Source organism: Fusobacterium sp. JB019, assembly GCA_030673965.1.
GTDB lineage: Bacteria > Fusobacteriota > Fusobacteriia > Fusobacteriales > Fusobacteriaceae > Fusobacterium_B.
Genome location: JAUTCN010000006.1, coordinates 73,182 through 87,212, shown reverse-complemented (window position 1 = coordinate 87,212; position 14,031 = coordinate 73,182). Strand labels below are relative to the sequence as shown.

Below are 14,031 nucleotides of genomic sequence, written 5' to 3'. Positions count from 1 at the left end.
ATTAATTTCTTTTGAAATCATCTTCTAATCTTACTATATCATCTTCCCCTGTATATTCACCAACTTGAGCTTCTATAATTACAACAGGTATTTTCCCTTCATTAGCTAATCTATGAACTTCTCCCATTTTTATATATGTACTTTCATTTGGTCTAATTAATTTTATTTCATTTCCAACTGTAACTGTTGCAGTTCCTGATACTACTATCCAATGCTCATTTCTATGAAAATGCTTTTGTAAACTTAATCTCTTTCCTGGCTTAACTTCTATTCTTTTTACTTTATATCCTGGAGTATCTACTAGTACTTCATAAGTTCCCCATGGTCTATGAGCTTTTAAATGAATATCTGGTAGAGTTGAATCTTCTTTTTTAAGCTTCATTACTCTTTCTTTTATCTTTTGACTAGATCCTTTTTTACTAATTAATAGAGCGTCTTTAGTATCCACAACTATCAAATCTTTAACATCTATTAATTCAGTATGCTTTCCTACTAATACAAAATTATTATCCTCATCATTTTCTAATTTTTCAGATAGAGAATCAAAACTTCCAACATCTGACCATTTAATATTTGAAGGGATAACTTTTACTATTTTAGATTTTTCCATAACTGCGTAATCTATACTATCTGATGGAATATTCTCCATATCTTCTTTTTTTATTCTTATTTGTGATTTTTCTATTTTACCTTTATTATCATAGGCTAATTTACTCATTTCATATATATCAGGTGAATATTTTTTTAATTCTTCTAAAAAAACTCCTGCCTTAAAACAAAACATTCCACTATTCCAATAATAATTTCCTGATTCTAAATATTTTTTAGCTGTATCATAGTCTGGTTTTTCATGAAAAGCTTGAACATTTAAATATTCTAAATTTTCTCTATTTTTAACTCCTTCTATATACCCAAAACCTGTTTCTGGAAATTCTGGAGTTATACCAAAGGTAACTAAATTATTCTCTCCTGCTAGCTTTTCTGCTAATCTTACAACTTTCCCGTATTCTTTTTCATCTTCTATTAAATGATCTGAAGGAGTTATTAATACTATCTCATTTGGATCTAAATCAAAACAAGCAAGAGCTATTGCTGGAGCTGTATTTCTTCCAACTGGTTCTAGTAAAAATCTAGAATTTTTCAAATCATAAGATTTATCTTCTTCTAATTGATCAATAGCAAGAAAATATTGCTCTATATTTGATATTATAAAACTGCCATCACATAATTTATTATTTCTTTCCATTGTTAATTGAAATAGAGATTTATCATCAAATAACTTTACAAATTGTTTTGGCATTAAAGTTCTACTAACTGGCCATAATCTTGTCCCATTTCCTCCACATAAAATAATATTTTTCATACTTTTCCTTTCTTCAATCTGTATTTTATTTATTTTTATTATCCAAATACCACTTATATGTTTTTTCTATTCCTTCTTTTAGTTCTGTCTTATATTTCCAGCCTGCGCCTTCTAATCTTGATACATCAACTAATTTTCTTGGAGTTCCATCTGGTTTTGATAAATCATGTACTATTTCTCCTGTAAAGCCAACAACTTCTTTTATTGTTTGAGCAAGTTCATTTATTTCAATATCTTTTCCAGTTCCTATATTTATAAAAGCATCTTCAGAATAATTTTCCATTAAAAAAACTAAAGCTTCTGATAAATCATCAATATACATAAGTTCTCTTTTTATAGTTCCAGTTCCCCAGATTGTTACTTTCTCATCATTATTTAGTTTAGCTTCATGGAATCTTCTTATCATACCTGGAACCACATGAGATGTTTCTAAATCAAAATTATCATTTGGACCATATATATTAGTAGGCATTACTGAAATATAATCACACCCATACTCTTTTCTATAATATTCACATAACTTTAATCCTGAAATTTTAGCAAGAGCATAAGCCTCATTTGTTGGTTCTAATTCACCTGTTAAAAGAGATTCTTCTTTTATTGGCTGTTTTGCAAATTTAGGATATATACAAGAGCTGCCTAAAAACATTAACTTTTTAACTTGGTATTTATAACATGCTGATATTACATTATTTTGTATTTCTAAATTATTTAATAAAAATTCAACAGGATATTTTTTGTTAGCTTGAATTCCTCCAACTTTAGCTGCTCCTAAAAATACATATTCAGGTTTTTCTTTTTCAAAAAAATTAAATACTAATTTTTTATCTTGTAAGTCTAATTCTGAATGTGTCTTATAAATTAAATTTGTATAGCCCTTTTTTTTCAACTCCTCTAAAATACCATTTCCTACTAAACCTCTATGTCCAGCAATATATATTTTACTATCTTTCTTCATTTTTATCTACAAACTCCTTTATAGCATCTATTAAATAATCTACACATTCTTTATTTTCTTTAGAATGATTTCCTACAAAAAAACCATTTTCATGAATTTCATTTGCATTATTTAATTCTTCAAAAATCTCATAGTCTAAATACTCTATAGCTTTGTTTCTTGTGAAATTTCCCGCAACTATTGGTCTAACTTCTATTCCTTTTTCTCTAAATATTTTAACAATTTCATTTCTTTTTCCTTTTAAATTTCCTTCTAAAATCATAGCAAAACCAAACCAAGAACTGTTTCCAATTTCTTTTTGAATTCTAATTCCATCAAACTGATCTATTTTTTCTTTAAAGTATCTAGCATTATTTTGTCTTTGATTTATTATCTCATCTAATTTTTTTAATTGCTCTCTTCCTATAGCTGCTTCCATTTCTAAAGGTCTTAAATTATAACCTGGCATTATAAAATTAAAACTTTCATAAAATTCATCCTCTTTTTTAGAATAAATTTTACTGCCTTCAGGTATATTTCTTGTCCAACCATGAGCTCTTATAGCAAGTAAATAATGATACATCTCTTCATCATCAGTTACTGTTACTCCACCTTCCATTGTACATAAATGATGTGAATAAAAAGTGGAATAAGTTCCCATAAGACCAATTGTTCCTAATTTTTTATCTTTATAGTCTGCCCCCATAGCTTCACAATTATCTTCTAATAATATTATGTCTTTTTCCTTACAAATTTTTATAATTTCAGAATAATCATTAGAATTTCCTAATAGATTCACTGCAAAAATAACCTTTGTCTTATCTGTTATTGCTCTTTTTAGGGATTCTATACTTATATTTAATGTATTCTTATCTATATCTACAAATTTTAATTTTAAATTATGTTGAGATAAAGGAAAATATGTTGTACTCCAAGAAACAGCAGGAACTATCACTTCATCTCCTGCTTTAATTTTTTTTGAATAAACTAAAGCTGCTATTGCTAATAAATTTGCTGAAGAACCTGAATTTGACATAACTGAGTATTTAGAACCAAATTTTTTAGAAAATTCTTTTTCATATTCTTCAACTTCTTTTCCCATTGTATATCTATTTGACTTTATTACTCTATTTATAGCTTCTAATTCTTTTATATTCCATGTATCGTCTGATAATAAATATTTATTCATAATTCCCCCTTAATTTTTAATTGCTTTAGCTTTTATAATATGATCTTTTTCTACAAAATCCATATCATGATTTACCATTATTTTTACTAGCTCTTCAAATGAAGTTCTTCTTGGATTCCATCCTAAAACTGTTCTTGCCTTTGTTGGATCTCCTAATAACGTTTCAACTTCAGAAGGTCTAAAATATTTAGGATCTACTTCAATTAATACTTTTCCTGTTTTCTTATCTATTCCCTTTTCATTTATTCCTTCACCAACAAATTCTATTTCTATTCCAGCTTCTTTAAAAGCTAGGTTACAAAAATCTCTCACTGAATATTGTTCTCCTGTTGCTATTACAAAATCTTCTGGTTTATCTTGTTGAAGCATTAGCCACATACATTCAACATAATCTTTTGCATATCCCCAGTCTCTTAAAGCATTAAGATTTCCTAAATATAGTTTTTTCTGATAACCTTTAGCTATTCTAGCAACTGCAAGAGTTATTTTTCTAGTAACAAAAGTTTCTCCTCTTCTTTCTGATTCATGATTAAATAATATACCATTTACAGCAAACATATTATATGCATCTCTATAGTTTTTGATTATCCAGTATCCATATTGTTTAGCTACTGCATATGGTGATGTTGGATAAAATGGAGTTGTTTCCTTTTGTGGTACTTCTTGAACTCTTCCAAATAGTTCTGAAGTTGACGCTTGATATATTTTACATGTTTTTTCCATTCCTAAGAATCTGACTGCTTCTAATATTCTAAGTACACCAACAGCATCTGAATCTGCAGTAAATTCTGGAACTTCAAAAGATACTTGAACATGAGATTGAGCTGCTAAATTATATATTTCATTAGGTTTTATTTCTTTTATTAATCTTGTAAGTGACATAGAATCTGTCATATCACCATAATGTAGTTTTACTCTTCTTTCTTTATGCATATCTTCTATTAAATCTTCTATATATAAATGCTCTATTCTTCCTGTATTAAAAGTTGAAGCTCTTCTTATTATGCCGTGTACTTCATACCCTTTATCTAAAAGAAATTCAGCTAAATATGAACCATCTTGCCCTGTTATCCCTGTTATTAATGCTATTTTTTTCATTTAATCAATCCTTTCAAATATACTTTCCATAAATTTATTGTTTTTTTTCTATTTTCACTCGATTTAAAATGATTTTCTATCTTTTTTAAAACTATTAAAAGATTTCCAATTCTTTTGTTTTTAGAAAAAATTTTTTCTAATTCGTTAATAAAATAATCTTCTTTAAAATATTTTGCTTTATCTGATTTTAACCATTTTTGAATATTCTTCCTATATTCTTCCCACTCTTCTTTTTTCATGTTTTTTAAATAATTATATAATTCTTCTTGAGTTTTAAAATCGAAATAATTTATATAACAATTTTTAGGAATATAATTCTCATTTCCTCCTGAATACACTGGAACTATCCCTGTAACAAAACAATCAAATATTTTTTCAGTTATATATCCTCTCCCATTCATATTCTCTAATGATAATGCAAATTTAAATTTTCTATAAATTGAACTTTTTTTATCAACTATTCCTTTATAATTTTTATATTTTTCATTTTCCCATCCGATACCGTATAATTCAAAATCTTTTGGTTTATTTTCATAATATTTTATTGTCTTAATTCTTTCTGAATATAATTCTTTTGAATTTTTAGAATGTTTATTACCAGAAATATTTACTAATAATTTAAGCTCATTAAAATCTAAATGTTTGATATTTAAATCTTTGAAATTATACATGTAATTCATTTTAAAAATCCTGTCGTTATCTATTATATCTTCATTCCAAACCATTATATAATCATAATATCTTAAATATTTTCTTATTTTTTCCCTAGAGTGATTCCTATCTACTATTTCTGGTTCAAAAGCTAAATAAATATTTATCGAATTTCTGTATTTATATATTTCATCTATTACAAACCCCCAATGAATAACAAAATCTGGTTTTTCATTAGAATTTTCTTCTAATATAATATAATTTTTTTCTAATTTTTTAAAAACATGATAAAAAGGATTATCTACTTCTGAATTTGTTGAAGATTCCTTTTGCAAAACTGTTTTTAAAGAAATCCCTTCATTAGGAATTATTTTTATTTTTTTCATGTTTAATTATCTCCTCTTTTATTTAAATATAAACATCTATTAAAATATTTCAATATTTTGATTTAAGTCAATTTTAGGGAAATCATAACAATACTCCTTTAATTCTTTTTCTATTACATCTATCTCTTTTTTATAATTTGAATATCTGTTAAATAATTGAGTATTATTTATTGAAATTTTAACATCTAAATATTTATTTTTCATTTTATGATTTTTTTCTTTAAAATTTAGAAATTCTTTTATCTCAGATGTAGTTTCTTCATATTTATAAATTAAATCCTCAAACCTAATCTTTTTTACATCTTTGTTTTCTTCTATTTCTTTCCTTCTATTATTTTTATAAAACTCAATAAATTTTAATGGATTTAATGGAACAAAACTATCTTTCCATATTTCAGCATTTAAAATATAAATATCTCTTGGATCTCTATCTACAACAATTATTTTAGAATTTTCAAAATAATCATTTTTATTCTCTATTGCTGCTACAGGAAAAAAATGATCAAATAAAATATTTTCTTCTTTATTTTTTTTATATAAATAACCAAATAAGTCATTTATATATTTTTTTTGAGCTATTTTATAGACATTATTATCTTTAGGAAAGTATATCTTATCTTTCCCATATTTAAAATCATCTATCTTTGTTTTTCTTTTAAAAAATAAATATTTTAGTATATTCTTTTTTATTTTTGGTAAAGTTTTCATGTCCCATTTTTTATATTCTATTCTTTTATCTACTAGATTATACTGGCTATATCCTTCTTGATAACCATCCGTTATTTCTTCAATAAATTTTCTTGTTCTTTTTAAAAAATACCCGTCCCATAATTTATTGGAGTCTAAAGGTTCTCCATATAATCCAAATCTTGATAAACATTTTGATAATCTTAAAAATCTAGATATAGATATTCCTAATAAATATGTTGAGTAGTTATTATTAAATTTATAATTTAATTCATCTAAACCTCCATTATTAACTAAAACATGAACTTCAGAATCTATGTAATTTACATCTTCAAATTCTTTAATATAATCAATTAAAGCACTTGATCCTGTACCATGATAACCTGTTACACTTATAATCCTCATTTTTCCTCCTATATATTATAATATATTTATTTTAACTTTATCTTTATCTAGCATATTGTCATACCCATATTTGCAATAATAATCCTTATTTTTAAAAATCTCTTCTTTTCTTTTGTAATAATAATCTTCATTTAGACTATGCTTCTTTGTTGGATCAAAGTAATGGTATAAATGAAGTTGAATATAATCCGTTATTAATTCTTTTCCTTTAATCCCTTTTACTCCTAGTCTATTACCAAAATCATCATCTTCATATCCCCATCCTTGATAACGTTCATCATAACCATTTACTTTTATATAATTTTCTTTAGTAAGAGCGTAAGACATTCCTACTAATCTTATTCCTCTTTTATTCAATTTAATTTTATTCATTATTCTTCTTAATTTATCTTTTTTTAAAGTTTCTTTAACACTTTCTAAATATTCTCTTGGCATTAAATCTTCTATTTCTTTATATGAATACTCTTTTTCTAAAATTTTTAAAGTTCTTATTTTTTCTTCTTCAGACATAGAACATGGTCTTCCCATAATAAAATTCTTATCAGTCATACTATTTTTTATTTTTTCTAAATAATCTTCTGAAAAAATAAGATCTTGATCACAAAATACAAGAATATCTCCTTCAGAATTTCTAACCCCATTATTTAAAGCTCTTGTTTTTCTAAATCCTTTATCTTCTTGATAAATATGCTTTATTTTAAATTTAGCTTTAGGTATTAAATCATTTATATACTCTTCTACCTTTTCACTTGAACCATCATCTGTTATTATTAGTTCATAAGGATTTATTTTCTGATTTAAAAGACAAATAAATAGAGCTCTTAAATGTTCTAATCTATTATATACAGGTACTATTACACTAATCTTCATAATTATCTCCAATCTATAAACCTAATTTTTTATATTTTTCTTTACTTTTTTCTAAATTTTCTTTAAATTTATTAATTTTTATATTATAATTTTCACTATTTACTAGCCCTTTTTTTATTCTAATATTTTCAATTATTTCTTCGCTTTTTTTAGGATTTATATGCAAAATATCTTTATAATTTTCATCGTCTACTATTTCTAAATTATTTTGAAATTCATATAATTCAATATTAGGATATTCTTTTATTTTTTTAGCTACATATTTTTTAAATTCTAGTATATCATTTAATTTGTTATATTTATCTGCATAATACCACCACAACATAGTATAAGGAACGAAATATATTTTATATTCTATACTTTTATTTTTTTCAGCTAACCTTAAAAAATTATCAAAATTAAAACACATATTTTTAGAATTATAATCAAGTATTCTTATTCCCTCTTTATCTGCTTTTGAAGTTTCATAGACATGCTTTGAATTGTATTCTCCATTATCAGTATGATAATTATATTTTTCTATCCAGTTTATATCCTGTTTTTTCTTTAAAGCCCTTCTAAATCCACTAAGTCCTTTATTCAAAGTTTCAACATTTAAAAGATACTTCATCTTAAGTAATTTATCTTCATTATACAAATAATCTGGAATTCTACTTCTAAAAGTTCCTGGATCCCAAACATAACTAAACATATCCATTCCATAAATAACTAGTTTTACATCATTATGTTTAAAAGCTAATTTTAGTAAAGCTTCCTGTTCTGTTTGTGTAGAACCTGACATACTTAAATTTACAGCTGAGCTTACTCCAAATTTTTCTTCTATATCTTTTTTTAAAACATTTTGAGAAGTAGAAGTCCCTATCACTAAAGAATCAAATTTGTAATTTCTAGCTATCCCTGGATTTACTTTTCTTTGTTCTCCTCTCATATAAGGATTTATCCTGAATTGTTGAAAAGGATCTAATAAATAATTTATAGTTATTATTATTCCTAGTGCTATTCCTATCAGTAAAATTAATTTCAAAAATCTATTTTTATAGTTCATTATATCTCCTCAATATTATTAAAAATTAAAATATAAAAATTTAGATACTTTATCTAAAAATAATATCCCTACAACAAAATAAATAGACATTTCATACAATCTAAATTTATTTATTTTCTTAGATTTTATTCTTTCTAAAGAGTTTGGAGCTATAAATACTAATATTAATACTATTAATACTATTTTAACTAACATACTCATGTGAAAAAAACCAGCACTATAGTTTTCAAAATTTTCTGTTAATCCCTTTGAAAAAGTTGAAAAATCAAACATTGATTTTATAATCACCATTGCTTTAGTTAAATTTTCAGATCTAAAAAATACCCATAAAATATTCACTATATTAAATGTAAAGAAAATCCCAATAAATTTATTAAATTTAATATCCTTTTCATCTAAAATTTTGTCAATAATTATTGCTATTCCATGAAGTATTCCCCAAATTATAAAAGTCCACCCTGCACCATGCCATATCCCACTAACTAAAAAAACTATTCCTAAATTAATTAATGTTCTCTTATGACCTTTTCGATTTCCTCCAAGAGGAATATATAAATATCTTCCCAAAAATCTACCTAAAGTTACATGCCATCTTCTCCAAAATTCTTGAATATTTCTTGATTTATATGGTGAATTAAAATTTAATGGCAAAACAATATTAAAAGCTAAAGCAATTCCTATTGCCATATCACAATAACCACTAAAATCAAAATAAAGTTGTAATGTATAAGAAATACTTGATAACCAAGCTTCCGCCATAGTCAAAACTGTTAAATGATCAAATCCCGTTTCAGCAAAAGAAGATATTGAATCTGCTATAAAAGTCTTTTTTATAAGTCCTATTGAAAAAAAACAAAGTCCGTTATAAAGATTTTTATAATTTATTCTTTTATTATCTTTAGCTTCAAATTGAGGTAACATTTCATGAGATAAAACTATTGGTCCTGCAATTAATTGTGGAAAAAAGCTTACAAATAGAGCATAATCAATAAAATTATGTCTATAATCTTCTCTATAACTATCTATTAAATAAGAAATCTGTTGAAAAGTAAAAAAAGATATTCCCAAAGGAAGCATCAATTTTAATAATCTAAAATTACTTCTAAATAAAATATTTATATTACTTATAAAAAAATCATAATATTTAAAATATCCTATCATCAAGATATTAAAAACTATTCCAAATATAAAAAATAATTTTTTGTATTTTTTATTTAACATTAATTTTGAAACAGTATAGTTTACAATTATTGAACTTAATATTATGAGAACATAGCTTTTATGAAAAAATCCATAGAAATAAAAAGAAGCAACTATTAGCCAAACCTTAGCTAATCTATTATTATTTTTTATTTTTATTTTATTTAAAATAAAATAACCTAAAAAAGTAATTGGAAAAAAAGCAAAAATAAATATATATGAATTAAACAACATTAGTATACTCCTTTTTAAATTTCATCTATAATTTTTTCATATTCTGTTATAACGATATCACTTCTAAATTCAACTATTCTATCTTTTAATTTTTCCTCATATTGTTTTCTTTTATCATCATCAGTTAGCAATAAATATAATTCTTCTCCTAACTTTTTGTAATCTCCAACTTCAAAAAGCATACCTACCTTACCATACTTTAAAACTTCAGATGGTCCTACTGGACATTTAGAAGAAATTGCAACTTTTCCGCATATCATTGCTTCTATTAACACTACTGCTAACCCCTCAAATTTTGAACTATGAACAAATAAGTGAGAATTTTTCATCCATATATAAGGATTAATTTTTAAGCCTAAAAGTTTAATTTGATTTTCTAATCCAACTGTATTAATAATATCTTGAATTTTATCTCTATCAGTTCCATCTCCTACAATATATAGTTTTTCTTTAATTCCTTTCTTATAAGCTTCTTTATAACCAAGTATTAAAGTTTTGTAGTCCTTTGATACTAAATCTAATCTAGATACCGCAACTATATAATCTTGAGATATTAACTCTTGTTCTTCTTCTGTTAATTTAGAATTATCCCTAGCTAAATCTAAAATTCTTTTAAAATTAAAAGGATTATAGACTCTTTTAACTTTATTTTTTAAATAAGGATAAATGTTTTCAGTTTCTTTTTTCATTTCATCACATATTGTAACTACCGCATCATATTTATTTAAATTTTTCCCAAATCTTTTTATCTTAGATTCTTTTTTTAATAATTTTGGAATAGAAGAATGAACCCAAACAATTTTTTTTTCAACATCTAATTTATCAACATATCTTCTAGCTCCCCAATCATAATCTAGAAAAACATCTATTTTCCCTATTTTTGTTTTTATATTATCTATAATTTCTTTTGTGTTTTTTAAAACTACTTTATGTTCTCTCATCATATTAATGTTATACATTAATTTATGATATAGAGAGTCTTTTCTTTTTCTATGATAATCTGTTTTCCCTATTAATTCCTGTGACTTTAAAAAATAAATAGGAATATCTTTTGGAACTTGATTTAAAAATATATTATTTTTTCCACTATCATCTTCTATAATCAAGTAAATATTATATTTTTCTTTAGATATATTATTTAATATTTCCATCAAGACTCTTTCTATCCCTCCCATACGAAGGCTTCCACTTCTTATTATTAAATTTTTCATATTACCCCTTTAATAGCTTTTTTATCTTATTTATATCAACTTTATTTATATCTATTTCTTGACCTTTTTTTACATTCTCTTCTACAAATATAACTTTAGCCTTTTTAGAATTAGGCCCCCAAAGAATAGAATTTTTATCAGGCTTTTCTTTTCTATATACTCCTAATATATCTTTATCGTAAGCTACACCTATATGAACTATGGAAGTATCTGGAGTTACTATTAGATTAGCTTTTCCTATAACACTTGCTACTTCTAATATCCCTTTTAAATTAGGAATTAAAACTCTTTCACCTAACTTTACTTTTATATATTCCAATTCTTCTATATGATCTTTTGTACCAATTAATACTAAATTTTCTTTTCTTTTCTCTAATATAGTTTTACTAATTTCTAAAGATTTTTCTGCATTAAAACTTCTATGTTTGCTAGCAGCATAAGGATTAAAAACTATATACTCTCCCTTTATAACTTCTGCTACCTTTTTGTCTTCTTCAGATAACCAAATATCATAGGATAAATCTGCATTATATATCCCTAATTTTTCTAATATGTCATTATATAACTTTGAAATATGAAAATTATAATCTACTTTTTTTAAAGAAGTATCAAAAAGATTCCAATTTTCTTTATTAATTCCCATATTAAATTTAGCTTTACATAAATTTATAAACATCATTTGGTTTACTTTCAAGTTTTCTGAAAAATCTATTAATAGATCATACTTATCTTCTGATATTTTTTTAGATAATTTTTTAATATCAGGTCTTTTCTTTGAATAATTATATATCACATCTATATTCTTATTATTTTTTATTATTTCTGTTGCCCCACCTCTAGAAACAACTCCTATTTTAATATCAGGATATTTCTTTTTTATCTCTCTAAATAAAAGAGTATTTATAACCATATCCCCTATTTTTCCATCATATCTTAAAAATAAAATTGATTTTATATCTTCTTTTTCTATTATATTATTTTCTGATATTTTTTTATCCGTATTCTTTTTATCCCAAATATATTTCCCTAAAGCAAGCCTTTTAGGTCTCATATAATCTTGAAATTTTCTATTCAATTCCCTGAACATCTTTTTCTCCACCATTCCTTTTACTTTTTACCTTAAAAGCTAACCAATACCAAATATCTTTATTATACCAATTTTGTCTTCCTAAAGTACCATATGTACTATATTCTAAAGTTAATTTATCATAATTACTTCTATATTCTCCTAAAAAATATCTCTTACACTGACTATCTATTAGTTTAATTTCTTTTCCTGTATCTATAATATTAGCTGGATTAAAATCCCCATGATAAATTTTCTTCTCATGAAGCTTTTCTCCTAATTTTATCCATTTTTCTATCTCTTCTTTTTTATAACCTTTTCTTTTTTTCTCAAAAAAACATTCTGTTACAAAATAAGAATCAACTATCATACTATTTTTTCTTTTTACTATAGCTATGTAAGGCTTTGCAAAAATATCTATACCCTGGTTTATTAGCTTATTTGTATTTACAAGCGTCGACAAAGCTTCACCTTTTTTTAAAACAGTCATAACTTTTCTTTGAATTTTTCTATGCTCATTTCTAGGAGATTTTAAAATATAATTTTCATCATTATATTCTATTTTTACAACATAATTTCTGTCTGTTATCTTTAATTTTTTAACTATTTTAATATCTTTATCTATTATATTTTCACCTAATTTTTTAAATTTCTCATCATAAAAATATAATTTATAGTCTTTATAAAAACTTTCTTTCAAATTTCTCATAACTTTCCTTTTTTTAGACCTTATTTAATATTATATAATTTTTTATTTTCCGCAAACCATTCACAAGCCTTTTTTATTTGGCTATCAAAATCTAATTTTATTTCCAATTTTAACCATTTCTTAGTTTTTGACATATCTGAAACCCAAATATTTGAATCTGATTTTCTTGCTTCTAAAGCTCCAAATTTCAATTTACTATTTGATTTAGTATATTCTAACACTTTTTTAGCACAATATTCCACAGAATGTTGTTCCCCAAACCCTAAATTAAAAATTTCACCCTTTATATTTATATTTTCATTTATTATTTTTTCATATACTTTTATAACTTGATCTATATATATAAAATCTCTAACCGCTTTAGGATTCCCTAATTCAATTGTTTTATTCTCTAACGCATTCAATATTAAATCTGGAAAAAGTCTGCCTGTTCCCTCATAGTCCCCAAATGGAGAAAAAAGTCTTATTGTTCCTATATTTTTATTATCTCTATTTGCTATATAATTACAATAAAGAGTTGCACTTAATTTACTTATCCCATAAATATTTATTGGCTCACATATTTCATTCTCTTCCATTGGATGGCTTTTTTTTCCATATTCTGATGAACTTCCTGTATTTAAAAATATTTTATAATCTATATTATTACATGCCTCTAATAAATTTATTGTTCCTTGAAAATTAGCAGCTATAATTTTTTCATCATCATTTTCAAATGGTCTTCCTCCATAAATTGCTAAATGAATTATATAATCTGGCTTAATTTCAGTTATTACTTTTTTTAATTTTTCTTTTTCTAACAAGTCAACTTTATAATTTTTAACATCTCCTAAAATAGGTTTTATTCTCCACAAATTAGAATTTTTTCTTGTTATAATATTTACTTCATAACTTTTATTTTTCAAAAAAGCTCTTACTAAATTAGCTCCTACAAATCCTGTAGCTCCTGTTATTAATATCTTATTCTTCATTTTATCTCC

Annotated in this window: 13 protein-coding genes; all 13 read right to left on the bottom strand. The window is 24.4% G+C overall.

All coding sequences use genetic code 11. The features are described from left to right. Position 1: 1 nt before the first annotated feature. From Q7K47_05500 to Q7K47_05440, 13 genes are read right to left on the bottom strand one after another with little or no spacing between them, the layout of a single operon-like run. Positions 2–1,363 (bottom strand): mannose-1-phosphate guanylyltransferase/mannose-6-phosphate isomerase, encoded by a 1,362-nt coding sequence (locus tag Q7K47_05500; GenBank protein ID MDP0506674.1) that lies wholly within the window; start codon positions 1,361–1,363, stop codon positions 2–4. A 25-nt stretch (positions 1,364–1,388) separates the two neighbouring features. Next, positions 1,389–2,321 carry a GDP-L-fucose synthase gene (locus tag Q7K47_05495; protein MDP0506673.1) on the bottom strand — a complete coding sequence of 311 codons (933 nt, stop codon included), beginning with the start codon at positions 2,319–2,321 and terminating at the stop codon, positions 1,389–1,391. Next, positions 2,308–3,489, bottom strand: a complete 1,182-nt coding sequence (locus tag Q7K47_05490) for a DegT/DnrJ/EryC1/StrS family aminotransferase (protein ID MDP0506672.1) — start codon at positions 3,487–3,489, stop codon at positions 2,308–2,310. Before Q7K47_05490 ends, Q7K47_05495 begins: the two co-directional genes overlap by 14 nt. 9 nt (positions 3,490–3,498) lie before the next feature. Beyond that, positions 3,499–4,587, bottom strand: coding sequence for a GDP-mannose 4,6-dehydratase (gmd, locus tag Q7K47_05485; GenBank protein ID MDP0506671.1), 1,089 nt, complete (start codon positions 4,585–4,587; stop codon positions 3,499–3,501). Continuing rightward, positions 4,584–5,624 (bottom strand): glycosyltransferase family 10, encoded by a 1,041-nt coding sequence (locus Q7K47_05480; GenBank protein ID MDP0506670.1) that lies wholly within the window; start codon positions 5,622–5,624, stop codon positions 4,584–4,586. Before Q7K47_05480 ends, gmd begins: the two co-directional genes overlap by 4 nt. Positions 5,625–5,663: 39 nt before the next feature. Beyond that, positions 5,664–6,716: a hypothetical protein gene (locus Q7K47_05475; GenBank protein ID MDP0506669.1), complete on the bottom strand. Its 1,053-nt coding sequence runs from the start codon at positions 6,714–6,716 to the stop codon at positions 5,664–5,666. Between the two features lie 15 nt (positions 6,717–6,731). Next, complete coding sequence (locus Q7K47_05470) at positions 6,732–7,586, bottom strand: glycosyltransferase (protein MDP0506668.1); 855 nt, start codon at positions 7,584–7,586, stop codon at positions 6,732–6,734. Positions 7,587–7,599: 13 nt separating this feature from the next. Beyond that, positions 7,600–8,631 carry a hypothetical protein gene (locus tag Q7K47_05465; GenBank protein ID MDP0506667.1) on the bottom strand — a complete coding sequence of 344 codons (1,032 nt, stop codon included), beginning with the start codon at positions 8,629–8,631 and terminating at the stop codon, positions 7,600–7,602. Positions 8,632–8,649: 18 nt separating this feature from the next. Beyond that, complete coding sequence (locus tag Q7K47_05460; GenBank protein MDP0506666.1) at positions 8,650–10,065, bottom strand: MBOAT family O-acyltransferase; 1,416 nt, start codon at positions 10,063–10,065, stop codon at positions 8,650–8,652. A gap of 14 nt (positions 10,066–10,079) precedes the next feature. Continuing rightward, positions 10,080–11,276, bottom strand: coding sequence for a glycosyltransferase (locus Q7K47_05455; protein MDP0506665.1), 1,197 nt, complete (start codon positions 11,274–11,276; stop codon positions 10,080–10,082). Position 11,277: 1 nt separating this feature from the next. After that, entirely contained in the window at positions 11,278–12,363 is a 1,086-nt protein-coding gene (locus Q7K47_05450; GenBank protein MDP0506664.1) for a glycosyltransferase family 9 protein, read from the bottom strand. Next, the gene (locus tag Q7K47_05445) at positions 12,344–13,051 is read right to left on the bottom strand and encodes a lipopolysaccharide core heptose(II) kinase RfaY (protein MDP0506663.1); all 708 of its coding nucleotides are present in this window, start codon (positions 13,049–13,051) and stop codon (positions 12,344–12,346) included. Before Q7K47_05445 ends, Q7K47_05450 begins: the two co-directional genes overlap by 20 nt. Before the next feature lie 20 nt (positions 13,052–13,071). Then, the gene (locus Q7K47_05440; GenBank protein MDP0506662.1) at positions 13,072–14,022 is read right to left on the bottom strand and encodes an NAD-dependent epimerase/dehydratase family protein; all 951 of its coding nucleotides are present in this window, start codon (positions 14,020–14,022) and stop codon (positions 13,072–13,074) included. Positions 14,023–14,031 lie beyond the last annotated feature (9 nt).